Source organism: Pseudomonas sp. WS 5410, from assembly GCF_012985645.1.
Classification (GTDB): Bacteria; Pseudomonadota; Gammaproteobacteria; order Pseudomonadales; family Pseudomonadaceae; genus Aquipseudomonas; species Aquipseudomonas shahriarae.
Window position 1 is genome coordinate 353105 of sequence record NZ_JAAQWS010000002.1, and the last position, 26388, is coordinate 379492.

The window sequence follows — 26388 nt, forward strand, 5'->3', positions numbered from 1 at the left end:
GAGGGCTCTATAGGTAGGCGGCGTGGGCCGCTTCAAGGCTGCCCTGGGCACGCAGGATCAGTTCGCAGAACTCGCGGGCGGCGCCTTCGCCGCCGCGGGCCTGGGTAATGCCGTGGGCGTGTTCGCGAACAAACGACGCGGCATTGGCTACAGCCATGCCCAGGCCGACGCGGCGAATCACCGGCAAGTCAGGCAAATCATCGCCCAGATAGGCGACCTGCTCATAGCTTAGGTTGAGTTTGCCAAGAAGCTCGTCCAGAACCACGAGTTTATCCTCACGGCCCTGGTAGAGGTAAGGAATCCCCAGGTTTTGTGCGCGGCGCTCCACGACCGGGGTCTTGCGACCACTGATGATCGCGGTTTGTACGCCAGAGGCCATCAGCATCTTGATGCCCTGGCCGTCCAGGGTATTGAACGTCTTGAATTCGCTGCCGTCTTCGAGGAAGTACAGACGACCGTCGGTCAGCACGCCATCCACGTCGAAAATCGCCAGTTTGATGGCCTTGCCCCGTTGCAACAGGTCGGTGTTCATTTACATCACTCCCGCGCGCAGCAAATCGTGCATGTTCAGGGCGCCAATCGGGTGATCGGCATCATCGACCACCACCAGGGCGCCGATTTTGTGGTCTTCCATGATCTTCAGGGCTTCAGCCGCGAGCATTTCGGCGCGGGCGGTCTTGCCGTGAGGGGTCATGACTTGATCAATGGTCGCGGTATGGATATCAATGGTGCGGTCCAGGGTGCGACGCAGGTCACCGTCGGTGAAGACTCCGGCCAGGCGCCCGTCGGCCTCGAGGATCACGGTCATGCCCAGGCCCTTGCGGGTCATCTCCATCAAGGCATCCTTGAGCAGGGTGCCACGTTGTACCTGTGGCAGCTCGTCACCCGCATGCATCACGTTTTCCACTTTCAGCAGCAGGCGACGGCCGAGGGCGCCACCGGGGTGGGAAAAGGCGAAGTCTTCGGCGGTAAAACCACGGGCTTCCAGCAGGGCCACAGCCAGCGCGTCGCCCATGACCAGGGCGGCGGTGGTGGAGGAGGTGGGCGCCAGGTTAAGCGGGCAGGCCTCATGGGCCACATGCACGTTCAGGTTCACTTCGGCGGCCTTGGCCAGCGTCGAGTCCGGGTTGCCGGTCATGCTGATCAGCTTGATGCCCAGGCGCTTGATCAGGGGCAGCAGGGTCACGATTTCGTTGGTGGTGCCGGAGTTGGACAGGGCGAGGATCACGTCATCGCGGGTGATCATGCCCATGTCACCATGGCTGGCTTCGGCCGGGTGCACGAAAAACGCCGTGGTGCCGGTACTGGCCAGGGTGGCGGCAATCTTGTTGCCGACATGGCCTGACTTGCCCATGCCGACCACGACAACCCGGCCTTTACTGGCCAGGATCATCTCGCAGGCGCGTACGAAATCTGCGTCGATATGGGCCAGTAAGCCTTCTACGGCTTCAAGCTCGAGGCGGATGGTGCGTTGTGCGGATTGAATAAGGTCGCTGGATTGGCTCATGTCTGAAATCGTATAGCCTGACGAAAAGTCGGCGATTATAGCGGTAATGATCAATTCCCTCACGCAAGTTCGTCAGGCGTTGTTCTACTTAAGAGTGAGATCGCTCTCAAATGCGCAATTACCTGTCCTCTTTCTGAACAAGCACAGCTCCGGCCTTGGGCGCTTTATGTCAGCAGTGATATAGTTCGCCGCCAGTTCGGTCCGCGCAGCGCACATGTGTCTAACTGTCGCAAGCAGTTGTCCCAAGCATGGTGTCTGAGTGAGAAGCTGCATCCCAAGGAGTTTAGATGAGTGCCGATAACGCCTACGCGGTCGAGCTGAAGGGTCTTTCCTTCAAGCGCGGTACGCGCAGCATCTTCAATAATGTCGATATTCGCATTCCCCGCGGCAAGGTGACGGGCATCATGGGCCCTTCCGGCTGCGGCAAGACGACCCTGCTGCGCCTGATGGGCATGCAACTGCGGCCTACCGCCGGGGAAGTCTGGGTCAATGGCCAGAACCTGCCGACCCTGTCGCGCAGCGATCTGTTCGATGCGCGCAAGCACATGGGTGTGCTGTTCCAGAGCGGTGCACTGTTCACCGACCTCGACGTTTTCGAAAACGTCGCGTTCCCGTTGCGGGTGCATACCCAACTGTCGGAAGAAATGATCCGTGACATTGTGTTGTTGAAGCTGCAGGCCGTAGGGCTTCGCGGTGCCATCGACCTGATGCCGGATGAGCTTTCTGGTGGTATGAAGCGGCGCGTGGCTCTGGCGCGGGCGATTGCCCTCGACCCGCAGATCCTCATGTATGACGAGCCGTTCGTCGGCCAGGACCCTATCGCCATGGGCGTATTGGTGCGCCTGATCCGCCTGCTCAATGACGCGCTGGGTATCACCAGCATCGTGGTTTCCCATGACTTGGCCGAAACCGCGAGCATTGCCGACTACCTCTATGTCGTCGGCGATGGCCAGGTATTGGGGCAGGGCACGCCTGAAGAACTGATGAACGCCGATAACCCGCGAATTCGCCAATTCATGACCGGCGACCCTGATGGCCCGGTGCCTTTTCATTTTCCGGCAGCGGATTACCGCGCAGATCTTCTGGGGAAGCGCTGATGCGCAAGACATCTTTAATCGAGAAGGTGCGCCTTTTCGGTCGTTCCGGCATCGACATTGTCGAAGTGCTCGGGCGTTCGACGATTTTCCTGTTTCACGCCTTGCTTGGCCGCGGTGGTATCGGCGGTGGTTTTGGTTTGCTGCTCAAGCAACTGCACTCGGTGGGCGTGATGTCCCTGGTGATCATCGTGGTTTCCGGGGTGTTCATCGGCATGGTGCTGGCGTTGCAGGGCTTCAATATCCTGTCCAGCTACGGTTCCGAGCAGGCGGTGGGGCAGATGGTTGCACTGACGCTGCTGCGTGAGCTGGGGCCGGTGGTCACCGCCTTGCTGTTTGCCGGTCGCGCCGGCTCTGCGTTGACCGCCGAGATCGGCAACATGAAGGCCACCGAGCAACTGTCCAGCCTGGAAATGATCGGCGTGGACCCGCTCAAGTACATTGTTGCCCCGCGCCTGTGGGCCGGCTTCATCTCCCTGCCACTGCTGGCAATGATTTTCAGCGTGGTCGGGATCTGGGGCGGTTCGTGGGTGGCGGTGGACTGGCTGGGGGTCTACGACGGCTCCTACTGGGCCAACATGCAAAACAGCGTGACCTTCAGCGGTGACGTGCTCAATGGCATTATCAAGAGCATCGTCTTCGCCTTCGTTGTGACTTGGATCGCCGTATTCCAGGGCTATGACTGTGAACCCACGTCAGAAGGGATCAGTCGAGCCACTACCAAGACCGTTGTGTACGCCTCGCTGGCGGTACTGGGCCTTGACTTCATTTTGACCGCCTTGATGTTTGGAGATTTCTGATGCAAAACCGCACTGTGGAAATCGGTGTAGGCCTTTTCTTGTTGGCTGGCATCCTGGCTTTGCTGTTGCTCGCCCTGCGAGTCAGCGGCTTGTCGGCCAGCTCGGGCGCCGATACCTATAAACTTTACGCCTACTTCGACAATATCGCCGGTTTGACGGTCAGATCCAAAGTGACCATGGCCGGTGTGACCATCGGCAAGGTCACAGCAATCGATCTGGACCGCGACAGCTTCACCGGCCGCGTGACCCTGCAACTGGACAAGAAGGTAGATAACCTGCCGACTGACTCCACAGCGTCCATCCTCACGGCCGGTCTGCTGGGCGAGAAGTACATCGGTATCAGCGTGGGCGGGGAAGAAGCCTTGCTCAAGGATGGTTCGACCATTCATGACACACAGTCGTCGTTGGTATTAGAGGACCTGATCGGTAAATTCCTGCTTAATACGGTTAGTAAAGACGCCAAATGAGGAGTTTGTTCATGATCTCAACCTTGCGACGTGGCCTGTTGGTGCTGTTGGCAGCCTTGCCATTGATGGCTAACGCCGTGGCGGCACCTTCGGCGCACGACATTATTGATAGAACCACCAAAGAGCTGCTGGCTGACCTTGCCGCGAACAAGGAGCAGTACAAGCAGAGCCCGAGCGCGTTCTACGATGCCCTCAACGGTATCGTGGGCCCGGTGGTCGACGCTGACGGCATCTCGCGCAGCATCATGACCGTCAAGTATTCGCGTAAAGCTACGCCTGCGCAGATGCAGCGCTTCCAGGAAAACTTCAAGCGCAGCCTGATGCAGTTCTACGGCAACGCCCTGCTGGAATACAACAACCAGGGTATCGTCGTTTCCCCGGCCAAGGATGAGTCTGGCAACCGCACCAGCGTGGATATGCAGGTCAAGGGCAACAATGGCTCGATCTATCCGGTTTCCTACACCCTTGAGAAAATCAACGGCGAATGGAAAGTGCGCAACGTGATCATCAACGGCATCAACATCGGCAAGCTGTTCCGTGATCAGTTCGCCGATGCCATGCAGCGCAATGGCAACAACCTGGACAAGACCATTGATGGCTGGGCTGGCGAAGTGGCCAAGGCCAAGGAAGTGACCGAAGAAGCTGCAGAGAAGCAGGCCCCATGACTGAGTCGGCTGTTCGTCAAGGCCAGGCCGGCGAGCTGCTCCTCAGTGGCGTGCTCGACTACAGCACCGGGCCGGCCCTGCGTAAGCAGGGCCAGGCACTGATCAATGCCAGCACTGCGCCGGCATTGGTCCTCGATTGCTCGGCGGTGGTGAAGTCCAGCAGTGTTGGCTTGTCATTGCTCTTGTGTTTCCTACGTGACGCCGCGGCGGTCAACAAACCTGTCAGTATTCGCGCATTACCCGAGGATATGCGTGAAATTGCCCAGGTTTGCGGTCTGGCCGAGCTGTTGGCGCATCCTTAATACACATTATTGAAGAAGCCCCCCGTCAGAGTCCTGCTATGCGGGGTTCGCAGGCGCGGGGCTTTTTTGTATGATGTGCGACCCGCGCGCACTGGGCGCCGATAGAGGTTGAGCATGCAGGCCCTAGAAGTTAAAAGCTTCCTTGAAGGAAAGCTGCCGAATACTGAGGTTGCAGTTGAAGGCGAAGGCTGCAATTTCCAGCTGAACGTGATTAGCGATGAACTGGCGGCATTGAGCCCGATCAAGCGTCAGCAGCAGATCTATGCCCATTTGAACCCGTGGATCACCGATGGCAGCATCCATGCGGTCACTATGAAATTTTTCAGCCGCGCGGCCTGGGCCGAGCGCACCTGAGCCCCCAAGGCGTCGAGATTCTTATGGATAAATTGATTATTACCGGCGGTGCCCGTCTTGATGGCGAAATCCGTATCTCCGGGGCTAAAAACTCGGCCTTGCCGATCCTGGCCGCCACCTTGCTGTGCGATGGCCCGGTTACCGTAGCCAACCTGCCGCACCTGCACGACATCACCACCATGATCGAGCTGTTCGGTCGCATGGGCATTGAGCCGGTGATCGACGAGAAGCTGTCGGTCGAAATCGACCCGCGCACCATCAAGACCCTGATCGCACCGTACGAACTGGTGAAAACCATGCGTGCCTCGATCCTGGTACTGGGCCCGATGGTTGCCCGTTTCGGCGAAGCCGAAGTGGCTCTGCCTGGCGGTTGCGCCATTGGTTCGCGTCCGGTGGACCTGCACATCCGTGGTCTTGAAGCCATGGGTGCGACCATCGACGTCGAAGGTGGCTACATCAAGGCCAAGGCGCCGGAAGGCGGCCTGCGTGGTGCAAACTTCTTCTTTGATACCGTCAGCGTGACCGGTACCGAGAACATCATGATGGCCGCTGCCCTGGCCAATGGCCGCAGCGTCCTGCAAAACGCCGCGCGCGAGCCGGAAGTGGTCGACCTGGCCAACTTCCTGATCGCCATGGGTGCCAACATCACTGGCGCCGGCACCGACACCATCACCATCGACGGTGTGAAACGCCTGCACTCGGCCACCTACAAAGTGATGCCGGACCGTATCGAGACCGGTACCTACCTGGTTGCGGCTGCCGTGACCGGTGGTCGCGTCAAGGTCAAGGACACCGATCCGACCATCCTCGAAGCGGTCCTGGAAAAGCTGCGCGAAGCCGGTGCCGAAATCACCACCGGCGAAGACTGGATCGAGCTGGACATGCACGGCAAGCGGCCAAAAGCCGTCAACGTGCGTACTGCTCCGTACCCGGCGTTCCCGACCGACATGCAGGCGCAGTTCATTTCCCTGAACGCGATTGCCGAGGGCACTGGTGCGGTCATCGAGACCATCTTCGAAAACCGCTTCATGCACGTGTACGAACTGCACCGCATGGGCGCCAAGATCCAGGTCGAAGGCAACACTGCCATCGTCACCGGTATCGAGCAGCTCAAGGGCGCGCCAGTGATGGCCACCGACCTGCGGGCTTCGGCCAGCCTGGTGATCTCGGCGTTGTGCGCTGACGGCGACACCCTGATCGATCGCATCTACCACATAGACCGTGGCTACGAGTGCATCGAAGAAAAACTGCAGATGCTCGGCGCGAAAATCCGCCGCGTACCGGGCTAACCCCCACTGCTCGGGCGCAGGGAAGCGCCCGCCCGAGGTGTGCACAGGCACGCCTCGGCTGAATTTGTTTCAAATCGAGGCTGTAATGGCCTCGATCTGTGTCTGGCGCCATTTGCGACCGGACAGCAATAGCCTGATGAAGGATTGACGTTTCCCATGTTGACCATCGCACTGTCCAAGGGCCGCATCCTTGACGATACTTTGCCGCTTCTGGCTGAAGCGGGCATCGTGCCGACCGAGAATCCGGACAAGAGCCGCAAGCTGATCATCCCCACGACCCAGGACGACGTTCGCCTGTTGATCGTGCGTGCTACCGACGTGCCAACCTACGTTGAACATGGCGCCGCCGACCTCGGTGTCGCCGGCAAAGACGTGCTGATGGAATACGGCGGCCAGGGCCTGTACGAGCCGCTGGACCTGCGTATCGCCCTGTGCAAGCTGATGACCGCCGGCCGTGTCGGTGACGTCGAGCCAAAAGGCCGCCTGCGGGTAGCCACCAAGTTCGTCAACGTCGCCAAGCGTTATTACGCCGAGCAAGGCCGTCAGGTCGATATCATCAAGCTCTACGGCTCGATGGAGCTGGCGCCGCTGATCGGCCTGGCCGACAAGATCATCGACGTGGTCGACACCGGCAACACCCTGCGCGCCAATGGCCTGGAACCCCAGGACTTTATCGCTGACATCAGCTCTCGCCTGATCGTCAACAAAGCTTCGATGAAAATGCAACACGCCCGGATCCAGGCGTTGATCGACACCCTGCGCAAGGCAGTGGAGTCTCGACACCGCGGTTGACTCACCTGCGCGGCCCTAGGTCGCGCCCGTCTATCCGCCTCATAGCCAGAATTCTCAGGTGCCCAAGCGGAAACGACTGCTAGTTTAGGGCGCCTGAGTTTTTGCCAATTCTATTGAGGCCCTCGCTATGACCACGTCCACTGCAATTGCCCGACTCAACGCTGCCGACCCGGATTTCGCCCATCATCTGGATCATCTGCTGAGCTGGGAAAGTGTGTCTGACGACTCGGTCAACCAGCGGGTGCTCGACATCATCAAGGCCGTGCGCGAGCGCGGCGATGCGGCGCTGGTGGACTTTACCCGCCAGTTCGACGGCCTGGACGTCAAGTCCATGGCCGACCTGATCCTGCCCCGCGAACGCCTGGAACTGGCCCTGACGCGCATCACCGCGCCGCAGCGCGAAGCCCTGGAAGTCGCAGCGGCGCGGGTGCGCAGCTACCACGAAAAACAGAAACAGGACTCCTGGAGCTACACCGAAGCCGATGGCACGGTGCTGGGCCAGAAAGTCACACCGCTGGACCGCGCCGGCCTGTACGTGCCGGGCGGCAAGGCTTCATACCCGTCGTCGGTGCTGATGAATGCCATTCCCGCCAAAGTGGCGGGCGTGACCGAGGTGGTCATGGTGGTCCCGACCCCGCGCGGTGAAATCAACGAACTGGTGCTGGCCGCTGCCTGCATCGCCGGCGTTGACCGCGTGTTCACCATCGGGGGGGCCCAGGCCGTCGCCGCGTTGGCCTATGGCACCGAAAGCGTGCCGAAAGTCGACAAGGTGGTCGGCCCCGGCAACATCTACGTTGCCACTGCCAAGCGCCATGTGTTTGGCCAGGTCGGTATCGACATGATCGCTGGCCCCTCGGAAATCCTCGTGGTGTGTGACGGCCAGACCGATCCTGACTGGATTGCCATGGACCTGTTCTCCCAGGCCGAGCACGACGAAGACGCCCAGGCGATCCTGGTCAGCCCCGACGCCGAGTTCCTCGACAAGGTGGCGGCGAGCATCAATAAGCTGCTGCCGACCATGGAGCGTGCCGAGATTATCGAGAAGTCGATCAATGGCCGGGGTGCGTTGATCCTGGTGCGTGACATGGAGCAGGCCATCGAAGTGGCCAACCGCATCGCCCCCGAGCATTTGGAACTGTCGGTGGCCGACCCACAGGCCTGGCTGCCGTCGATTCGTCACGCCGGTGCGATCTTCATGGGCCGCCACACCAGCGAAGCCCTGGGCGACTACTGCGCGGGCCCCAACCACGTGTTGCCGACCTCCGGCACTGCGCGATTCTCGTCGCCGCTGGGGGTGTATGACTTCCAGAAGCGCTCATCGATCATCTTTTGCTCGCCACAAGGTGCTTCCGAGCTGGGCAAGACCGCCTCGGTGCTGGCCCGTGGTGAATCGTTGAGCGCGCACGCCCGCAGCGCCGAATACCGCATCGTCAAGGGAGAGTAAGACATGAGCAAATTCTGGAGCCCTTTCGTCAAGGACCTCGTGCCTTACGTGCCCGGCGAGCAGCCGAAGCTGACCAAGCTGGTCAAGCTCAACACCAATGAAAACCCCTACGGCCCGTCGCCCAAGGCGCTGGCAGCGATGCAGGCCGAGTTGAACGACAACCTGCGTTTGTACCCCGACCCCAACAGCGACCTGCTCAAGCAGGCCGTGGCCAAGTACTACGGGGTGGATGGGAGCAAGGTATTCCTCGGTAACGGTTCCGACGAAGTCCTGGCGCATATCTTCCACGGTCTGTTCCAGCACGACCTGCCACTGCTGTTCCCGGACATCAGCTACAGCTTCTACCCGGTGTACTGCGGGCTGTATGGCATCACCTCGGCCCCGGTGCCGCTGGATGAGCAGTTCCAGATCCGCGTGGCGGACTACGCCAAGCCTAACGGCGGGATCATCTTCCCCAACCCGAACGCGCCGACCGGCTGCGTGATGGCGCTGGACGCGGTGGAGCAGCTCCTCAAGGCCAGCCCGGATTCGGTGGTGGTGGTCGATGAAGCCTATATCGACTTCGGCGGCGAAACGGCCATCAGCCTGGTGGATCGCTACCCCAACCTGCTGGTGACCCAGACCCTCTCCAAATCGCGCTCACTGGCCGGTTTGCGGGTAGGCCTGGCGGTGGGCCACCCGGACCTGATCGAGGCGCTGGAGCGGGTCAAGAACAGCTTCAACTCCTATCCACTGGATCGCCTGGCGATTGTCGGCGCGGCGGCGGCCTTCGAAGACCGTGAATACTTCGAGAAGACCTGCCAACTGGTGATCGATAGCCGCGAGACGCTTGTGGCGCAGTTGCGAGAGAAGGGCTTTGAGGTGTTGCCGTCAGCGGCCAACTTCATCTTTGCCCGCCACCCACGGCACGACGCGGCCGGCCTGGCGGCCAAGTTGCGGGAGCAAGGGGTGATTGTGCGGCACTTCAAGCAGGAGCGGATTGCCCAGTTCCTGCGGATCAGCATCGGGACACCTGAGCAGAACCAGGCGTTGATTGATGGTTTGGGTGATCTTTAAGGCTTGAATCTATATGGGCTGGACGGGCCGCATCGCGGGCAAGCCCGGCTCCCACATGGAAATGCATTCCAATGTGGGAGCCGGGCTTGCCCGCGATGAGGCCATCAGCTACACCGACACTCCGTAGCCTTTAGAGCAACGGCTCGTCCGGCTTCTTGTGCTTCCAGCCATCATTGCCCGGCAGCAGCAGGTTCAAACCAATCGCTACCACGGCGCACAGGGCGATGCCCTTCAGGCCGAAATCATCGGGACCGGTACCGGTGCCGATCAGCACACCGCCAATCCCGAACACCAGGGTCACCGACACAATCACTAGATTGCGCGCCTCCCCCAGGTCGATCTTGTGACGGATCAGGGTGTTCATCCCCACCGCGGCAATCGAGCCGAACAACAGGCACAGAATCCCGCCCATCACCGGCACCGGAATGCTCTGCAGCAGCGCGCCGAACTTACCGACAAAGGCCAGGGTGATGGCAAATACCGCCGCCCAGGTCATGATCTTCGGGTTGTAGTTCTTGGTCAGCATCACCGCGCCGGTCACTTCGGCGTAAGTGGTGTTGGGCGGGCCGCCGAACAGGCCAGCCGTGGTAGTGGCGATACCGTCGCCCAACAGCGTGCGATGCAGGCCGGGCTTTTTCAGGTAGTCACGACCGGTCACGCTACCCACGGCAATCACGCCGCCGATGTGTTCAATGGCTGGGGCCAGGGCCACCGGGACGATGAACAGAATCGCCTGCCAGTTGAATTCCGGCGCGGTGAAGTGGGGCAGGGCAAACCACGGTGCGGCGGCGATCTTCGCGGTGTCGACCACGCCGAAGTAGAACGACATGCCAAAACCCACCAGCACCCCGGCAATGATCGGCACCAGGCGGAAAATGCCCTTGCCGAACACGGCCACGATCAGCGTGGTCAGCAGCGCCGGCATCGAGATCAGCATTGCCGTCTGGTAAGGGATCAACTCGGCACCGTCGCCCGACTTGCCCATTGCCATGTTCGCGGCAATCGGCGCCATGGCCAGGCCGATGGAGATGATCACCGGCCCGATCACCACGGGCGGCAGCAGCCGGTCGATGAAACCGGTGCCCTTGATCTTCACGGCGAGGCCGAGGAAGGTGTAGACGAAGCCCGCCGCCATCACCCCGCCCATGGTCGCCGCGAGGCCGAACTGGCCCTTGGCGAGAATGATTGGGGTGATAAACGCAAAGCTCGATGCCAGGAACACCGGCACTTGGCGCCCGGTGACAATCTGGAACAACAACGTGCCAAGGCCTGCGGTAAACAGTGCAACGTTTGGATCAAGACCTGTGATCAGCGGCATCAACACCAGCGCGCCAAATGCTACGAAGAGCATTTGTGCGCCAGACAGGATCTGGCGCCAAAGCGGGTCGTTGAATTCATCCTGCATGTTCACGCGTCCTTCTGCTTGGTGCCGAAGATCTTGTCGCCAGCATCGCCCAGGCCCGGAATGATGTAGCCGTGCTCGTTCAGGCGCTCATCAATGGACGCGGTGTAGATCACTACATCCGGGTGAGCTTTTTCTACGGCGGCGATACCTTCGGGTGCCGCTACCAGCACCATGGCGCGGATATCCTTGCAACCGGCTTTCTTCAGCAGGTCGATGGTAGCGACCATGGAGCTACCGGTGGCCAGCATCGGGTCGATGATCATCGCCAGGCGCTCGTCGATCTCGGGGACGAGTTTTTCCAGGTAGGTGTGGGCCTGCAGGGTTTCTTCGTTGCGGGCTACGCCCACAGCGCTGACCTTGGCGCCCGGGATCAGGCTCAGCACGCCTTCAAGCATGCCGATACCGGCGCGCAGGATCGGCACCACGGTAATTTTCTTGCCAGCGATTTTCTCGACCTGGACGGGACCGCACCAACCGGGGATCTCGTAGTTTTCCAGGGGTAAATCTTTGGTGGCTTCGTAGGTGAGCAACGCTCCGACTTCCTGAGCAAGCTCACGGAAGTTCTTCGTGCTAATGTCGGCGCGGCGCATAAGGCCGAGCTTGTGTCGGATCAGCGGGTGGCGGATCTCACGGATGGGCATGGGGAAAGGCTCCGGCGGCGGGCAAAAAAACCGGCCTAGATTAATCTATCCGAGGGTGTTGTCCTATAGACAACCAGTACGTTAGTCCATAAAGGCTTGAACGTTGCGTCCCAGAGGCGTACCTTCGCCCGCTTTTCTTGCCACAGTACCCCTGGAGAGCGCCATGTCCGCTGATCTCGAGCATATCCGTCAAATCATGCGCGAGGCTGACTGCCTGTACACCGAAGCACAAGTCGAAGAGGCTATCGCCAAGGTCGGCGCGCACATCACCCGTGAAATGGCTGAAACCAACCCGGTGGTGTTCTGTGTGATGAACGGCGGTCTTATTTTCGCCGGCAAATTGCTGACGCATCTGCAATTCCCGCTGGAAGCGTCCTACCTACACGCCACGCGCTATCGCAATGAAACCAGTGGCGGCGACCTGTTCTGGAAAGCCAAGCCGGAAGTGTCGTTCATCGACCGCGACGTCTTGATCATCGACGACATCCTCGACGAAGGTCACACCCTGGGCGCGATTGTCGACTTCTGCAAACACGCCGGCGCGCGCAACGTGCACACCGCCGTGCTGATCGACAAAGACCACGACCGCAAGGCCCGCCCGGACCTGAAGGCCAATTACGTCGGCCTGCCGTGCATCGACCGCTACATCTTCGGTTACGGCATGGATTACAAAGGCTACTGGCGCAATGCCAATGGCATCTTTGCTGTGAAGGGGATGTAAGTCGTGGCGCGTTTTCTTGATCAGTCGCTGTTTGCCGAATTGGCCGAGAAAGCCGCCGCCAACCCCCGTGGCCGGCAGAACGTCAACTTCCACCAGATGGAAGAGCCGTGCCATCGCATGGCTGTCGGTTTGCAGCCACACACCTATGTGCAGCCCCATCGTCATCTCACCGCTGACAAGGCCGAGACCCTGCTGGTACTCAAGGGGCGCCTGGGTATTTTGATTTTCAGCGAGTCTGGCGCGGTTCTGGAGCGGCGCATCTTGCAGGCCGGTGGCGATTGCCAGGGCGTTGATCTGTCGCCAGGGGTTTTCCACGGTCTGGTGGTGCTTGAGCCAGACACGGTGATGTTCGAGTGCAAGGCAGGCCCTTATCGCCCGGTGGGCGAGGGCGAACTGGCGACCTGGGCACCCCGGGAAGGCGAAGCCGGCATGGCTGAGTATCATCGCTGGATGCTTGCCCAGTTCGATTGAACCTGGCAGCGGAAAAAAGGTGGGTGGGGTTTGTGTGGGAGCGGGCTTGCCCGCGATAGCGGAGTGGCAGGTTAGATATGTTCGACTGACCCACCGCCATCGCGGGCAAGCCCGCTCCCACATTAGAGCTTCGTGGCTTCCGAACCTTGTGTCCCGCAGGTAGACTTCTACCCCCGTGTACATGTCTGCAGGCTGGAGTCGGCAATGCGTAAAGATAAGAAACAAGTGATTGGTGACGAGATCGGCGACGATCAGATCAAGCTGTTCCTGGATTTTGAACCGGTCGACGCCACTTCACCGTCCCTGCACAAGCTGATCAAAGCCTATCGCGGCCTGCGCATCGACGATTTCGAGCGGTTCCTGAGCTTTTTCAAGGAAGCCGGGCTGGACCTCGACGGCAAGGACGAGCATGGCCAGACCTTCGTCGATCTGATCAAGGACCAGCGCAACGCGGACGAGTACATCGAGCTGATCAAAATCGCTCGCGGCTGAATAGCCAGGACATAAAAAAACGCCCCGTTCTCAGCACGAGAGCGGGGCGATCGTTCCCACGCTCTGCGTGGGAATGCATCCGGTGACGCTACGCGTCACGACCTCAAGCGTAGCTTTCGGCCTCGCTATCTTGCTCAACCAACTCCAGGCTGATGTTGTTCTGCACGCTGATCTTGCGATACAGCTCGGCATCGGTTTCCAGGACTTTTTCCCGGGCCGGGAAAATTTCCTGCAACTTGGCCGCCCACTCGCCGGCCGCCTGGGCCGGGAAGCAGCGTTCGATCAGTTCCAGCATGATCGAAACAGTCACCGAAGCCCCTGGGGACGCACCTAGTAGTGCCGCCAGCGAACCGTCTTTGGCCGCGACCAACTCGGTACCGAACTGCAGCACGCCGCCTTTCTTCGGGTCTTTCTTGATGATCTGCACCCGTTGACCAGCCACTTCCAGGCGCCAGTCCTCGGCTTTGGCTTCGGGATAGAAGCGGCGCAGGGATTCCAGGCGCTGCTCCATGGACTGCATCACTTCGCTGACCAGGTACTTGGTCAGGTCCATGTTGTCTCGGGCCACGGCCAGCATCGGGCCGATATTGCCGAGGCGAATCGACATGGGCAGGTCAAGGAACGAGCCGAACTTGAGGAACTTGGTGGTGAAGCCAGCGTATGGCCCGAACAGCAGGGATTTCTTGCCATCCACCACGCGGGTGTCCAGGTGCGGCACCGACATCGGCGGCGAACCCACGGCGGCCTGGCTGTAGACCTTGGCCTGGTGCAGCTTGACCACTTCCGGGTTGTCGCAACGCAGCCACTGGCCGCTGACCGGGAAGCCGCCGAAACCTTTGCTTTCTTCAATACCCGAGGCTTGCAGCAGCGGCAGGGCCGCGCCGCCGGCGCCGAGGAACACGAACTTGGCGTCGACATTGCGCGTGTTGCCGCTGTTGACGTCCTTGATGCTCACGGTCCAGCCGGCGCCATTGCGCTTGAGGCCGGTAACGCGCTTGCTGTACTTGACGTGGGCATCTGCCGAGCTGCTCAGGTGCGCGAGCAATTGGTTGGTCAGGGCGCCGAAGTTGACGTCGGTACCGTTCATTACGCGGGTCGCGGCGATTTTCTCGTCGGCCGGGCGGCCCGGCATCATCAGCGGCATCCACTCGGCCATTTCTGCACGGTCTTCGGTGTAGTGCATGTCCGAGAACGCGTGGTGCTGGCTGAGGGTTTCAAAGCGTTTCTTGAGGAACGACACGCCTTTTTCGCCCTGCACGAAGCTCAGGTGCGGCACTGGGCTGATAAAGGACTTGGACGAGCCAAAGGTGCCTTTTTTGGTCAGATACGCCCAGAACTGCTTCGACACTTCAAACTGGGTGTTGATGTGCACGGCTTTCTTGATGTCGATGGAGCCGTCACCCGCCTGCGGGGTGTAGTTCAGCTCGCACAGCCCGGCGTGACCGGTACCGGCATTGTTCCACGGGTTGGAACTCTCCGCGGCACCCGAATCCATCAGCTCAACGACTTCCAGCTTGAGGCCGGGGTCGAGCTCCTTGAGCAGTACGGCGAGGGTGGCACTCATGATGCCCGCACCTACCAGTACTACGTCGACTGCTTCGTTATGCGCCATTTAACGCGTCTCCAAAATCTGCAGCACCAAATTGACGGCATGGCTGCCAGGAGTGACGGGGCGGTTCACGTAATGCCCCAGGTTACCCATGGCCAGGATCGCCATGTCCGATTCTTCGCAATTTTTTTGCAACTTCAGCGGACGCTGCCGACCAGGCCTTATCTGCATATGAACGCATTTAAGGGCCCCTGTGGCAATTCGACTTATGGTCAAGTACGTCCGATCGTGCAACCAAATCCGTAGCGGACAGGCTTCAAGCTCCGGTTTTTGAGGAGTACTCGGTCCTGTGTGGTTGGGCAGTGCCAGACGTTGATGGTGCTTGTACAAACGCAAAACTATTCATTTGCTCGCCACACTCTTGTGAAGTTGTGAAAACCCGTTTTTTTCACGCTCTTTTGAAGACGTGAACCTCAAAAAAGGGCTGCCCCAGCCTGGCACCTGGCCCGAAATCACTGCCGACACGCGGCATAACGGGCAAACAACTCAAGTGGCCGAGCGCAATGGCAGCTCTGGCAGATTCGGTAAAGGCGCAGGTTTGCAGACAAAACAGCCAGCTCGCCAGCTTCACTCGATCTGTGTGGGCGGCTCTCTGTGGGCGGTGCGGGGGAGCTAATACCGGAGCATTAGCGATGCTGCGAGGCCCGATCAGGAGACGTCCTTATAATCGGGGGGAGATTGTAGCGAAGAACTGCAGGGAAATGGACGTGTTTTATGACTTTTATTAGCGCTTCGGTCAGGCGGTCAACGGCAGGCGGTGTGATGACCGTGCGCGGCGCGGGCTGATGCGGGCGCGGGCGGGCAGTGGCTGGTGCATCCAGCTCAAGCGGATCTCCTCGACTTCGACCCAGCCTTCACCCACCGGTGGCTGGCTGCAGTGCTTGAATGCCTGGCAACGACCTTGCGCGTCGAGCAGGGCAAAGTGTCGAAAGGCGGGCTTGCGTGCGAATAAGCGCCAGAGAAAGTCGAACATGGTGGGCCTCCTGATAATGGGGCCAAGCATGCCAGCCCAGCATGACATATCGGTGACACTGAACCGCCGCCGGCGGGCCTGTGTCTGAGGTTGTAACTGACGCTAGTTCCCGGCAGCGGCGCACCGCTATACTGCTCGGCTGTCGGTACCTGATTTCTGGAGAGAAAAGCATGTTGCAACGCCTGTTGTTCGGTTTGATCACTGTGACCAGCTTGACCCTGGTTGGCTGCGCCCACAGCCCGCAGCAACTCAGCCCGCAACCCAAGCTCACCACCCAGCTGGCGCCTGTAGGCCATGGCCAGCCGGTCTCGGTGCGGGTGGTTGACGGTCGTCCGTCGCCGACCCTGGGCACCCGCGGTGGCCTGTACCCGGAAACCAGCGCCATCACGGTGACCGGCGCCGACGTGCTGCCCAAGCTGCAAGCCCAGGCCGAAGCGGCTGTGCGCCTGCTGGGCTTCACCCCGACCAGCAACTCGCCTGGCGCGCCGCAACTGACCGTGACCCTGGCCGAGCTGAAGTATCAGTCGCCCAAGGAAGGCCTGTACGTGACCGAAGCCACCATCGGTGCGACCTTCCGCTCTGATGTGTCGGCCGGCAACCGTCGCTACAGTGGCCGTTACGGTGCGTCCCTGGACCAGCGCTTCGGCATGGCGCCGAACCAGGAAACCAACACCAAGCTGGTCAGCGACGTGTTGAGTGACGCCCTGACGCGTCTGTTCAAGGATCCAAGCATCGGCCAGATCCTCAGCTCGCAATAATCAGCTGTAAAAAAGCCGGGCCCCGTCACGGGCCCGGCTTTTTTGTGTCTGCGCTCTTCATGCCGCCGTTTCGACATAAAAGTCCAGCACACTCACGCCTGTCAGCAGGTCCATCTCCGGCAGGTCGGCATGTTGGTGCCCGCCGAGGGCGCAATACACCAGCCAGTGCCGGTCCTGGACATTGAACGCCAGGCCGCCGACCAGCGCCTCTTGCTCATCGCTGGGGGCGATCAGATACAGCCGATCCTGGTTCTGCGCGTGCAACATGACAAGCTCCCTTGTGTGCGAAGGGCAACAGAGTGGCTTGTTAAGGTGACGTTCAGGTGACGCTGTAAATTACTCGATACATTAGTCGTCAATGGGGGAGGGAGCTGTGATGCGCAGGAGGGCGCAGTTCGTTCAGGTTTGTATCTGGATGGATACCCGGTCACTGTTACACCGAGGTTTTTGATGTCGCTGCCGGCATTACTGCTAAATACCGCTGCATTGTTGATTGCCTGCCCCGGCGCCGGGCTGCTGTTTGTGACCCGCCTGCGGGAGCAGCGGGCGATGGCCCAACTTGCCGCGCAAAGTGAAGAGCGGGCGATCGACCAGCCGATGCTGTTTCTGGATGTGCGTACCGAGCGCCGTCATCGCCTGGGCTACCGCCTCGGGTTTGCCTGTGTCGGGCTGGCGCTAGTGATCTCCTGGCTCAGCACTCAATTGTAAAAATACCCCAAAACCACTGTGGGAGCGGGCTTGCTCGCGATAGCGGTGTGTCAGTCAAATAGTTATCAACTGACCCACCACTATCGCGGGCAAGCCCGCTCCCACATTGTGTTGTTCACGCTATTGGGTTACAGGACAATCCCTGCTTTAACCCGATACTGATTACGCACCGGCATCGCATATTGCAGCACCAGATACGGTCGGTGCTCCACCGGGCAGGCATTCAAGCGTCGCTCCCACTCTGCTTTCGCCTTGGCCAACTCGTCCGCCGGGAACACCTCGGCAGCCGTCGGCACCTGCAATTGCGGGTCGGCGTCGCTCCATTGTGCGTAGGCCAGGTAATGCACGGGAAATAACCGGTAGCCCCCCAGAATCTGTCGGTCCATCTCGATGGCCAACTGTTTGGTGTCTTCAAAACGCTCGACAATCGGCGGCGCGAAGTTGACGTGGACCCGGCCCTTGTAGCCCGTGATGCCCAGGGCAATGCTCACGTCATCTTCACCTGGCGCCTTGGCGTAGGTGCCGGTGGTGGCGCGGATATACAGCTCGCGCGCCTTGGCCGCGTCGCACGGGTCGTATTCGTAGCTGATGGACACCGGCGTCAGGTTCAGCGACAGGATGACGTCAGCAAACGGCTCATCCTTGCGGCTCATATGGAACATCTTGAGGATCGCCGACTCAGTGCGATCATCCCCATCCTTGGCGCGGCCTTCGGCCTGGGCAATCCAGATCGACTGGCAGTCGTTGCGGATCGAATGGTTGATGTAGGCCGACAGCAGTTGGTACGCCGCCATCTTCTCGCGTCTCCCGGTAATGGAACGATGTACGATAAAACTCTTGTTCAGGCGCATCAGATCGCTGACGAACGGCTTCTGCAGCAGGTTGTCACCGATGGCAATGCGTGGTGTTGGCAGGCCGGCGTGGTACACCGCATAGTTGACGAAGGCCGGGTCCATCACGATATCGCGGTGGTTGGCCAGGAAAACATAGGCCGTACCGGACTTGAGCTGTTCGACCCCGGTATAGGTGACGCCGTCGGTCGCCCGGTCGATGGTGTGGTCGACGTAAAACTCGACTTTGTCCTGCAAGGTGGCGACGGTGGTCACACCGGCGAACTCACGGCGCAGCTTCTGGGCGATCAGCGGCTTGAGCAGCCAGCCGAAGGCGCCGGCAAAGCGCGGGAAGCGAAAGTGGGTCAGGATGTCCAGAAAGGCCTTGTCACTGAACAGCCGGGCCAGCACTGCCGGGACTTCGCTGTCGTTGTAAGGTCGGATGGTATCGAATTCGCCCATCATGCTCTCTTGTTAGAAACGGCTAGGGTAAGTAAAGGTTTGGATCGATAAGTGACAGGGCAGGTCTGAACAAATGGCATCAAACGAAAAAGCCCTGCAAATAGACCGGCGATTATACGCACAAGTCACCTGGGAGAGACCGCGATGCTAGAACCTGCGCTGTACGATTGTCCTTATTGTGGTGAAGAGGTCGAGACATCTGTGGATTTGTCCGGCGGTGACCAGAACTATATAGAGGACTGCCAGGTGTGCTGTCGGCCGATCAATTTCTACCTGCAGGTCCACGGCGAGGAATGGATGCTCGAAGTGCGCAGCGAGAATGAATAAGGGGGGGGCGGCCATGCAACGAATCTACGAACCGGAAAACCTGATGGAGGGCGAGTTGCTGCAGCAAATGCTCGCCAGCGAAGGTATCGACGCCCATCTAGTGGGGCGCCATCTGCTGGGTGGTACGGGTGAACTGCCGATCTTCGGTCTGTTGGGCCTGGAAGTGGAGAACGACCAGGCTGGCGAAGCCCGCGAGTTGATTACCGCCTATATCGGCGCCCAACCGCTACCCGGCGATGAACCCGACAGCTACCCCGACGTGCTGGTCTGTTAGGCTGTCGTTCGGTTTACCCAAGAGTCGTGTTGCCCAATGTGTGGACGTTATGCCCTGTTTCGCTGGAACCCCGCCTTCGCTGCCTTGCCGGGGTTCCCGGCGGATCAACAGGCCCAGTGGAATATTTCTCCCAATGATTCGGTGCTGATCCAGCGCGCTACCGACGGCCAGCGCACCCTGGCGCGGGCCCGCTGGGGGCTGACACCACCCTGGTTGACTGACCTGTCCCGCACCCCGGCCCATGCCCGCGCTGAAACCCTGGCCGAACAACCGATGTTTCGCGAGGCCTTTCGCCTGCGCCGTTGCCTGCTGCCAGCCAATGGCTTTTATGAATGGCGTGGCACCCAGCGCAAGCGGCCGTACTGGCTTACGCCGGGGGAGGGCTCGACGCTGTTCTTTGCGGCGATCTGGGAGGCTTATCCGGTGCAGGAGCAGGTGTGGTTGAGCGCGGCAGTGGTGACCCAGGCCGCGCAGAGCCAGCGCCGGCCGCTGATTCTGGATGCGGCGGGGCAGGAAGCCTGGCTCGACCCCGAGACGCCGTTGCATGTGTTGCAGGGGTTGCTGGCCGGTGAGCCGGCGGCGTTGCGTGAGCGGGTGCTGGCTAACATGGTCAATGATCCGAAGCTCAATGGGCCGGAGTGTTTGACCCCGGGTTGAGGCTGGGGGCTGTGTGGGGGATTCGCTGGCGTCATCGCAGGCAAGCCAGCTCCCACATTTTGATGTGTGAATACCTTCAAATGTGGGCGCTGGCTTGCCTGCGATACGGCCCTGAAGGCCACTGAAACCTTTATACCTTGAACTGATTGATCAGCCGCCGCTGCTGCTCCGCCAACTGGGTCAGCCCCGCACTGGCAGCACTGGACTCATCGGCACCGCCCGCCACCTCATTGGCCACCTGGCCGATATTGATCACATTGCGGTTGATGTCCTCGGCCACCGCACTCTGTTCCTCTGCCGCACTGGCAATCTGCGTGTTCATGTCATTGATCACCGACACGGCCTGAGTGATGGTCTCCAGGGCCTGGGCCGCCTTGGCGGCGTGCTGCACGCTTTCATCGGTACGCTGCTGGCTGTCTTCCATGACCCGTACCACGTCCCGCGTGCCTTGCTGCAATTGCTGGATCATGGCCTGGATTTCTTCGGTGGCCTTCTGGGTTTTCTGCGCCAGGTTGCGCACTTCGTCGGCCACTACCGCAAAGCCCCGGCCCTGTTCGCCCGCGCGCGCGGCTTCGATGGCGGCGTTGAGGGCCAGCAGGTTGGTCTGCTCGGCAATGCCGCGGATGGCAATCAGGATGGCATTGATGTTCTCGCTGTCCTTGGCCAGGGTCTGGACCACGCCCACTGCCTTGCCGATCTCCAGGGCCAGGGCGCCGATGGATGTGGAGGTGTCGCGCACAATCTGCATGCCCTGGCTCGCAGCCTGGTCGGCATGGGTGGCGGCTTGTGCGGCCTGGGTGGCATTGCGGGCCACGTCCTGGGCGGTGGCGGTCATCTCGTGCACGGCGGTGGCGACCTGGTCGATCTCGACCATTTGCTTGTGCACCCCGAGGTTGGTGCGGATGGCTATGTCGGCGGTGTGTTCCGACGAATCGCTGACTTTCTGCACCGAACTGACCACCTGGGTAATCATGCCCTGCAGCTTGATCAGAAAGGTATTGAAGCCGGCGGCAATCGCGCCCAGTTCGTCGGCGCGGTCACTGGTCAAGCGGCGTGTCAGATCGCCTTCGCCCTGGGCGATGTCATTGAGCATCGCCACCATCTGCTTGAGCGGCCGGGCAATGCCATGCCCCACCAGCCAGATCACCAGCAGGCCAATGCCGGCAATCACCAGACCAACCATGGTCATGCCGAAGATATCGGTTTTGCGCTGGACGTCCAGGTCGCCCTGCAGTGCTTGCAAGTCGGCCATCACCGTGCCCAACGGCAGTTGCAGCATCAAGGTCCAGCGCGCATCGGTCTGGCCGATGTTGAAGGGCAGGAACAACTCGATCAGCCCCTGGGCCTGGTCGACGTCGTAGCGGACTTCGCCGACGTTCGGTTGGTTGAGGTGATCGAGGGTATTTTTGTCGAACAGGTCGCTGGCTTTTTCTCCCAGCTTGCTGGCGTCCTTGGTATAGGCGACCAGGCGGCCGTTGTTGGAAATCAGTGCCATTTCGCCGGCACCGTTGTAAAGCTTCTGGTCGGCAGCGGTCAGCATTTCCTGGATGAAGTTAACCGACAGATCGGCGCCGACGATGCCCTGGAACTTTGCGTCGATCATGATCGGCTCGATAAACGAGGCCAGCATCACCGTGGTATTGCCTACGCGATAGGGCGCGGGGTCGATGACACAGGGTTTTTGGGTTTCCTTGGAGCAGAGGTAGTACTCACTGGCGCGGATGCCGGTGGAGAGAATTTTCTGGTCGGTCAGGTCGGCGAGTTTTTCCAGGCCCAGGCTGCCGTCCTGGTTGCGGAACCACCAGGGCATAAAGCGCCCGTTTGTGGGCTCTATGCCAACCACGGCGGTGTTCAGGTAGTTGGCATCGTTGTGGTCGATGGCATTGGGTTCCCAGGCGATATAGGAGCCGAGTACTTTCGGGTTGCGCACCACGGTTTCGTGCAGCAGGTTGATCAGTTGTTCGCGGCTGACCTGCAATGGGGCGCCGCCGTTTGCGTCTTTCATGCCCATCAGTGCGTTGGTGGTGGCCAGGCCTTTGGCGGTCACCAGTGGCGCTTCCAGTTCGCGCTGGATCAGTGTGGCTTGGGTGTGGGCGAGTGCCGTGAGCCGTTGCTCGATGATCTGCTCGAATTGCGCCTGGGTGCGTGCCTGCACCATGTCCTGGGTCCGTGCACCGGCGAACAGCGCGTACAGCACTAAGGCCGCCACGACGCTCAGCACAATGGCCCCGGCCAATGCCGCAACAGAAAACTGAATCGACTTGAATTTCATGGAAGCTCCGGGCGCTTAGGGCATCATCTGTTTTCTTATATCGGCCACAGGCGCTGCAGGCATGAGGTGCTGCCCTGCAAAAGAATCAGGCGTGTCGTTTATAGAATGGTGATGGGCGTGGTGGGGGGTCTGAAATCAGCGGTTAAGCGTCAGGTGTATCTGGCGCAGATACAAGGGAGGGCCTAGGATATGCGCCATAATTTCAGGGAGAAGGCGCATGAAAAAATATTTGGCGGTAACGGCATTGAGCGCAGCCTTGCTGCTCGCCGGTTGCCAGTCGGTCAACACCACCAGTGGCGGCGCCGTGGGTGTGGAGCGCAAGCAGTACATGTTCAGCATGCTGTCGAGCCAGGAAGTCGACCAGATGTACGCGCAGTCGTACCAGCAGACCCTCGGCGAAGCCAGTGGCAAGGGCCTGCTGGACAAGACCAGCACCAACGCCAAGCGCGTGCAGGCTATCGCCCAGCGCCTGATCGCCCAGGCTCCCACCTTCCGTCCGGATGCGGCGCAGTGGAAGTGGGAAGTGAACCTGATCAAAAGCGACGAGATGAACGCCAACTGCGGGCCTGGCGGCAAGATTTTTGTCTACAGCGGGCTGATCGACACGCTCAAGTTGACCGATGACGAGCTGGCGGCGGTCATGGGCCATGAAATTGCCCACGCCCTGCGTGAACATGGCCGCGAAGCCATGTCCAAGGCCTACGGCATCGAGATGGCCAAGCAGGGCGCCGGCGCACTGTTGGGCCTGGGCCAGGACAGCATGGCGCTGGCCGATACCGTAGCCAACTACGGCATGACTTTGCCCAACAGCCGCAGCAACGAGAACGAAGCCGACCTGATCGGCCTGGAACTCTCGGCCCGCGCCGGTTACAACCCGAACGCGGCCATCACGCTCTGGAACAAAATGGCCAAGGCCTCCGAAGGCGCACCGCCTGAGTTCATGAGCACTCACCCGGCCTCCAGCAGCCGGATCGCCTCGTTGCAGGCGGCGATTCCCAAGGTGATGCCGTTGTACCAGCAGGCCAAGAAGTCCTGATAATCCAGGCCTTGTGATGATCCAAAGGTGGGAGCGGGCTTGCTCGCGATAGCGGTGGTTCAGTTAATTAATCCGTGACTGATACAGCGCTATCGCAGGTAAGCCAGCTCCCACATTTGCAAAGGGTTACAACCAGCCGCTGCTTTGCATGGCCTTGTACACCGCCACCAGCGCCAGGATAAAGAACGCCGAGGCCGCCAGGCGCCGAATCAGGGTCAGCGGTAGTTTTTCCGCGGCGAAATTCCCCGCCAGAACCACCGGCACGTTGGCAATCAGCATGCCCAGGGTGGTACCGATAATCACCAGCCACAACTCCGGGTATTGCGCCGCCAGCATCACCGTGGCGATCTGCGTCTTGTCCCCGATTTCTGCGATGAAGAACGCAATCAGCGTGGTCAGGAACGGCCCGAACTTGCGTGAAGTACTGGCCTCGTCATCGTCGAGCTTGTCCGGCACCAGGGTCCACAGGGCCGTGGCGCAGAAGCTCGCAGCGAGTATCCAGTGCAACACCGCATCCGAGAAGAAACTGCCAAACCAGGCACCCACGGCACCGGCGGCGGCGTGGTTGGCCAGGGTCGCGGCGATGATGCCGGCGATGATCGGCCAGGGTTTGCGAAAGCGTGCGGCGAGGATGAGCGCGAGCAATTGCGTCTTGTCGCCGATTTCGGCCAAGGCAACGATTGCGGTAGGAACGAGAAGTGAATCCAGCATCAGGTAGGTTTCCAGGGGCGGGTCGACACGGCTATGACACGTACAGCCTTCCCGCCCCGGGTAAGGTGTGCGTGTCATAGGTCTTGTCAAACCCCGGTCCGTCTGTGCGGACTCCTGGGTCGCATACGCCATGGTCTGCTGACCAAGTATGTTGACGTATGCCGGACGAGCATGTTGCTCGTGGGAGACTACTCCCCTAGGACGGAGCGGATTCTGCCTTGGCAAAATCCATTCGGCAAGCGTTCTTTTTCAAACGCCCGTCAGCCGCGCTTGGCGCGGTAGATGCGAAAACCCTGGCCCTCGGCCTTGACTGCGCACACACCCAGATGCTCTTCGATCAGTGGTTGGTACTTCAGGAAGCTGTTGGCAACTAGCCGAAGTTCGCCACCGTTTTTCAGATGTTGGCGTGCTTTTCGCAGCAGGTTTTCCGTAGCGAAATAATCCGTATGCACCCCGACATGGAACGGCGGGTTGCTCAGAATCGCATCCAGGCCCATGGGCGCGGCGTCGATGCCATCACCGGTCAGCACTTCGCCTTCCAGGCCATTGGCCTCCAGGGTCAGGCGACTGCTGGCGGTGGCGAAGGCGTCCACGTCGAGCAGCGTCACGGTGTTGTGCGGATAGCGCCGCTTGACCGCCGCGCCGAGCACGCCGGCGCCACAGCCGAAGTCCAGCAGATGACCGCTGGGCAGCTTGTCCAGGTGTTCGAGCAAAAGCGCGGTGCCGCGATCCAGGCGGCCATGGCTGAACACGCCGGGCAAGCTGACGACCTTGAGCGGCCCGTCGGCCAGTGGCACTTCAAAGACCTCGGCCAGGCTTGCCAGGTCGGGGGCTGCCGGGGCGTCGGCCACGGTGGCCAGCCACAGCTGGCAGTGCCGCGCATTGTCGAGCTTGCGTGGCTTGCCGAAGGCGTTCAGTTGTTTGGCGGCGCTTTCGATGCCGCCGCGTTTTTCGCCCACTAGGTACAACTCGGCGCCCGGCAGCCGTGCCGCCACAGCCTTGAGGATGTAGTCGGCGAGGTCCTTGGACTTGGGCAGAAACACCACGGCTGTGTCGAATGCACGCTGCGGTACATTCACCCCGAAATGGCTGCGCTCGGCAAACCGCGCATCCAGCGCCGCCTGATCGCCCGCATGCCAGCACCAGCCATGGGCATTGGGCAGGCGGCCCAGCAGGTCGTCGGCGGGCAGGCCGGCCAGTAACACATTGCCTTGAAAAAGTTCGGCCTGACGAAGCAGTACTTCACTGCGCGGATCCATGGTCTGCTCCCTGAAAAAGGAGCGCAGTTTATCAACTGACGACGCGCTGCGGTGCGCCGCTGAAAAAGCCCCGGGCGTTTTCGGTCAATTGGCCGACGATCCGTTGCCGCGCTTCGCGACTGCCCCACGCACTGTGTGGGGTGATGATCAGCCGTGGGATGTCGCTCGCCAGCAGCGGGTTGCCGGCGGTCGGCGGTTCGACGCTCAGCACATCGGTGGCCGCGCCTCCCAGATGACCGCCACGCAGGGCGTCTGCCAAGGCCTGTTCATCAATCAGGCCACCGCGTGCGGTGTTGACCACGAACGCGCCCGGCTTGAGCAGCGCCAGTTCGCGGGCGCCGATAAAGTGCCGCGTATGTTCGTTGAGCGGGCAATGCAGGGTCAGGGCGTCGACCTGCGGCAGCAGTTCGTCCAGTGGCACCCGATCTGCGCGGGGCGGGCGACCGGGAATGGCGCCCAGCACTACGCGCATGCCAAAGGCTTCGGCCAGACGCGCGACGGCGCCGCCCAGTTCGCCATGGCCCAGCAAACCCAGGGTTTTGCCTTCCAGCTCGACAATCGGGTAGTCCAGCAGGCAGAACTGCTTGGCTTGCTGCCACAGCCCGGCATCGACGTCTTTTTGATAGTCCTTCAGGCGCGTGGCAAGGTTGAGCAGCAGCATGATCGTGTGTTGCGCCACTGACGGCGTGCCGTAACCCTGGCAGTTACTCACGGTAATGCCCTGGGCGCGGGCGGCGGCCAGGTCGACGTTGTTGGTGCCGGTGGCGGCGATCAGGATCAGTTTCAGGTCAGGGCAGGCGGCCATCGTCTGGGCGTTGATCAGGATCTTGTTACTGATCGCTACCTGGGCGCCTTGCAGGCGCTCGACCACTTGATCGGCCGAGGTCTGCTCGCACAGCTGCAAGTCGCTGAAGGTCTCCCGCAACCCGCTGAGGTCAAGGTCCCCCTGGTCCAGGGAAGGGTGATCAAGGAAGACGGCGCGGCGATTGTTCGTCATCAACTGTACCTTTTG

31 protein-coding genes and 1 riboswitch are annotated in these 26388 nt (G+C 60.6%); of the genes, 19 read left to right on the forward strand and 12 right to left on the reverse strand.

From position 1 onward, the window contains the following. Positions 1-7: 7 nt before the first annotated feature. Both HBO24_RS05110 and HBO24_RS05115 read right to left on the reverse strand, forming a co-directional pair. On the reverse strand, positions 8-532 hold the full coding sequence (locus tag HBO24_RS05110; protein WP_029291786.1) for an HAD family hydrolase: 525 nt from the start codon (positions 530-532) through the stop codon (positions 8-10). Continuing rightward, positions 533-1507 (reverse strand): KpsF/GutQ family sugar-phosphate isomerase, encoded by a 975-nt coding sequence (locus tag HBO24_RS05115; RefSeq protein WP_115128986.1) that lies wholly within the window; start codon positions 1505-1507, stop codon positions 533-535. A 287-nt stretch (positions 1508-1794) separates the two neighbouring features. Between HBO24_RS05115 and HBO24_RS05120 the strand changes: the two genes are divergently transcribed. The 10 genes from HBO24_RS05120 (at position 1795) to hisC (ending at position 9770) form a co-directional block, all read left to right on the forward strand. Continuing rightward, positions 1795-2604 (forward strand): ATP-binding cassette domain-containing protein, encoded by an 810-nt coding sequence (locus HBO24_RS05120; RefSeq protein WP_038443322.1) that lies wholly within the window; start codon positions 1795-1797, stop codon positions 2602-2604. Beyond that, on the forward strand, positions 2604-3401 hold the full coding sequence (gene mlaE, locus HBO24_RS05125; RefSeq protein WP_029291779.1) for a lipid asymmetry maintenance ABC transporter permease subunit MlaE: 798 nt from the start codon (positions 2604-2606) through the stop codon (positions 3399-3401). The genes HBO24_RS05120 and mlaE overlap by 1 nt, the downstream gene beginning before the upstream one ends. Next, positions 3401-3868 (forward strand): outer membrane lipid asymmetry maintenance protein MlaD, encoded by a 468-nt coding sequence (gene mlaD / locus HBO24_RS05130; RefSeq protein WP_057438115.1) that lies wholly within the window; start codon positions 3401-3403, stop codon positions 3866-3868. The genes mlaE and mlaD overlap by 1 nt, the downstream gene beginning before the upstream one ends. A gap of 11 nt (positions 3869-3879) precedes the next feature. Next, on the forward strand, positions 3880-4533 hold the full coding sequence (locus tag HBO24_RS05135) for an ABC transporter substrate-binding protein (protein WP_057438117.1): 654 nt from the start codon (positions 3880-3882) through the stop codon (positions 4531-4533). Beyond that, positions 4530-4835 carry an STAS domain-containing protein gene (locus HBO24_RS05140; protein WP_057958465.1) on the forward strand — a complete coding sequence of 102 codons (306 nt, stop codon included), beginning with the start codon at positions 4530-4532 and terminating at the stop codon, positions 4833-4835. The genes HBO24_RS05135 and HBO24_RS05140 overlap by 4 nt, the downstream gene beginning before the upstream one ends. Positions 4836-4949: 114 nt before the next feature. Next, positions 4950-5189: a BolA family protein gene (locus tag HBO24_RS05145; protein WP_170059364.1), complete on the forward strand. Its 240-nt coding sequence runs from the start codon at positions 4950-4952 to the stop codon at positions 5187-5189. A gap of 23 nt (positions 5190-5212) precedes the next feature. Next, positions 5213-6478 carry a UDP-N-acetylglucosamine 1-carboxyvinyltransferase gene (murA, locus tag HBO24_RS05150; protein WP_057438121.1) on the forward strand — a complete coding sequence of 422 codons (1266 nt, stop codon included), beginning with the start codon at positions 5213-5215 and terminating at the stop codon, positions 6476-6478. Between the two features lie 156 nt (positions 6479-6634). After that, positions 6635-7270 carry an ATP phosphoribosyltransferase gene (hisG, locus tag HBO24_RS05155; RefSeq protein WP_003188599.1) on the forward strand — a complete coding sequence of 212 codons (636 nt, stop codon included), beginning with the start codon at positions 6635-6637 and terminating at the stop codon, positions 7268-7270. Positions 7271-7397: 127 nt separating this feature from the next. Beyond that, positions 7398-8714, forward strand: a complete 1317-nt coding sequence (gene hisD / locus HBO24_RS05160) for a histidinol dehydrogenase (protein WP_003188601.1) — start codon at positions 7398-7400, stop codon at positions 8712-8714. 3 nt (positions 8715-8717) lie between these two features. Next, complete coding sequence (gene hisC, locus HBO24_RS05165; RefSeq protein ID WP_057438123.1) at positions 8718-9770, forward strand: histidinol-phosphate transaminase; 1053 nt, start codon at positions 8718-8720, stop codon at positions 9768-9770. Between the two features lie 130 nt (positions 9771-9900). Here the strand turns inward: hisC and HBO24_RS05170 are convergent, their stop codons facing one another. Continuing rightward, on the reverse strand, positions 9901-11175 hold the full coding sequence (locus HBO24_RS05170; protein WP_057958466.1) for a uracil-xanthine permease family protein: 1275 nt from the start codon (positions 11173-11175) through the stop codon (positions 9901-9903). A 2-nt stretch (positions 11176-11177) separates the two neighbouring features. Then, positions 11178-11816 carry a uracil phosphoribosyltransferase gene (gene upp / locus HBO24_RS05175; protein ID WP_029291751.1) on the reverse strand — a complete coding sequence of 213 codons (639 nt, stop codon included), beginning with the start codon at positions 11814-11816 and terminating at the stop codon, positions 11178-11180. Between the two features lie 163 nt (positions 11817-11979). Between upp and HBO24_RS05180 the strand changes: the two genes are divergently transcribed. The 3 genes from HBO24_RS05180 to HBO24_RS05190 all read left to right on the forward strand — a co-directional run bounded on the left by HBO24_RS05180 (position 11980) and on the right by HBO24_RS05190 (position 13500). Next, positions 11980-12537 (forward strand): hypoxanthine-guanine phosphoribosyltransferase, encoded by a 558-nt coding sequence (locus HBO24_RS05180; protein WP_057438125.1) that lies wholly within the window; start codon positions 11980-11982, stop codon positions 12535-12537. 3 nt (positions 12538-12540) lie between these two features. Next, positions 12541-13008, forward strand: a complete 468-nt coding sequence (locus HBO24_RS05185; RefSeq protein ID WP_057438127.1) for a WbuC family cupin fold metalloprotein — start codon at positions 12541-12543, stop codon at positions 13006-13008. 204 nt (positions 13009-13212) lie between these two features. Then, positions 13213-13500, forward strand: a complete 288-nt coding sequence (locus HBO24_RS05190) for a PA4642 family protein (RefSeq protein WP_057438129.1) — start codon at positions 13213-13215, stop codon at positions 13498-13500. Between the two features lie 103 nt (positions 13501-13603). Here the strand turns inward: HBO24_RS05190 and mqo are convergent, their stop codons facing one another. Together mqo and HBO24_RS05200 are read right to left on the reverse strand one after the other, a co-directional pair. After that, positions 13604-15112 (reverse strand): malate dehydrogenase (quinone), encoded by a 1509-nt coding sequence (mqo, locus tag HBO24_RS05195; RefSeq protein WP_170044057.1) that lies wholly within the window; start codon positions 15110-15112, stop codon positions 13604-13606. A 733-nt stretch (positions 15113-15845) separates the two neighbouring features. Further along, positions 15846-16082, reverse strand: coding sequence for a hypothetical protein (locus HBO24_RS05200; protein WP_057438133.1), 237 nt, complete (start codon positions 16080-16082; stop codon positions 15846-15848). A 170-nt stretch (positions 16083-16252) separates the two neighbouring features. On the opposite strand from HBO24_RS05200, the gene HBO24_RS05205 reads away from it, so the two are divergent. After that, on the forward strand, positions 16253-16840 hold the full coding sequence (locus HBO24_RS05205) for a YajG family lipoprotein (RefSeq protein WP_029291738.1): 588 nt from the start codon (positions 16253-16255) through the stop codon (positions 16838-16840). A 57-nt stretch (positions 16841-16897) separates the two neighbouring features. On the opposite strand, the gene HBO24_RS05210 is transcribed toward HBO24_RS05205, so the two are convergent. Beyond that, a complete protein-coding gene (locus tag HBO24_RS05210; protein WP_170044058.1) occupies positions 16898-17107 on the reverse strand; it encodes a hypothetical protein in 210 nt (69 codons plus the stop codon). Between the two features lie 183 nt (positions 17108-17290). Here HBO24_RS05210 and HBO24_RS05215 point away from each other — a divergent pair, with 183 nt between their 5' ends. Beyond that, entirely contained in the window at positions 17291-17548 is a 258-nt protein-coding gene (locus HBO24_RS05215) for a hypothetical protein (RefSeq protein ID WP_170059365.1), read from the forward strand. 128 nt (positions 17549-17676) lie between these two features. Here HBO24_RS05215 and HBO24_RS05220 read toward each other — a convergent pair whose 3' ends face one another. After that, a complete protein-coding gene (locus tag HBO24_RS05220; RefSeq protein WP_170059366.1) occupies positions 17677-18840 on the reverse strand; it encodes a 1-acyl-sn-glycerol-3-phosphate acyltransferase in 1164 nt (387 codons plus the stop codon). Positions 18841-18984: 144 nt separating this feature from the next. On the opposite strand from HBO24_RS05220, the gene HBO24_RS05225 reads away from it, so the two are divergent. From HBO24_RS05225 to HBO24_RS05235, 3 genes are read left to right on the forward strand one after another with little or no spacing between them, the layout of a single operon-like run. Next, positions 18985-19167, forward strand: coding sequence for a CPXCG motif-containing cysteine-rich protein (locus HBO24_RS05225; RefSeq protein WP_057438139.1), 183 nt, complete (start codon positions 18985-18987; stop codon positions 19165-19167). A gap of 13 nt (positions 19168-19180) precedes the next feature. Beyond that, positions 19181-19441 carry a DUF2007 domain-containing protein gene (locus tag HBO24_RS05230; RefSeq protein WP_057444473.1) on the forward strand — a complete coding sequence of 87 codons (261 nt, stop codon included), beginning with the start codon at positions 19181-19183 and terminating at the stop codon, positions 19439-19441. A gap of 36 nt (positions 19442-19477) precedes the next feature. Continuing rightward, on the forward strand, positions 19478-20098 hold the full coding sequence (locus HBO24_RS05235; protein WP_057438144.1) for an SOS response-associated peptidase: 621 nt from the start codon (positions 19478-19480) through the stop codon (positions 20096-20098). A 130-nt stretch (positions 20099-20228) separates the two neighbouring features. Here the strand turns inward: HBO24_RS05235 and HBO24_RS05240 are convergent, their stop codons facing one another. Further along, positions 20229-22370 carry a methyl-accepting chemotaxis protein gene (locus tag HBO24_RS05240; RefSeq protein WP_170059367.1) on the reverse strand — a complete coding sequence of 714 codons (2142 nt, stop codon included), beginning with the start codon at positions 22368-22370 and terminating at the stop codon, positions 20229-20231. Between the two features lie 217 nt (positions 22371-22587). On the opposite strand from HBO24_RS05240, the gene HBO24_RS05245 reads away from it, so the two are divergent. Then, positions 22588-23406 carry a M48 family metallopeptidase gene (locus HBO24_RS05245; protein ID WP_057438149.1) on the forward strand — a complete coding sequence of 273 codons (819 nt, stop codon included), beginning with the start codon at positions 22588-22590 and terminating at the stop codon, positions 23404-23406. Between the two features lie 126 nt (positions 23407-23532). Here HBO24_RS05245 and HBO24_RS05250 read toward each other — a convergent pair whose 3' ends face one another. From HBO24_RS05250 to HBO24_RS05260, 3 genes are all read right to left on the reverse strand, one after another. Next, positions 23533-24117 carry a TMEM165/GDT1 family protein gene (locus HBO24_RS05250; RefSeq protein ID WP_057438151.1) on the reverse strand — a complete coding sequence of 195 codons (585 nt, stop codon included), beginning with the start codon at positions 24115-24117 and terminating at the stop codon, positions 23533-23535. A gap of 89 nt (positions 24118-24206) precedes the next feature. Continuing rightward, positions 24207-24326, reverse strand: a riboswitch (yybP-ykoY riboswitch). A gap of 51 nt (positions 24327-24377) precedes the next feature. Further along, positions 24378-25376, reverse strand: coding sequence for a class I SAM-dependent methyltransferase (locus HBO24_RS05255; RefSeq protein WP_115128982.1), 999 nt, complete (start codon positions 25374-25376; stop codon positions 24378-24380). A 31-nt stretch (positions 25377-25407) separates the two neighbouring features. After that, on the reverse strand, positions 25408-26373 hold the full coding sequence (locus tag HBO24_RS05260; RefSeq protein WP_169959753.1) for a 2-hydroxyacid dehydrogenase: 966 nt from the start codon (positions 26371-26373) through the stop codon (positions 25408-25410). Positions 26374-26388: the final 15 nt, after the last annotated feature.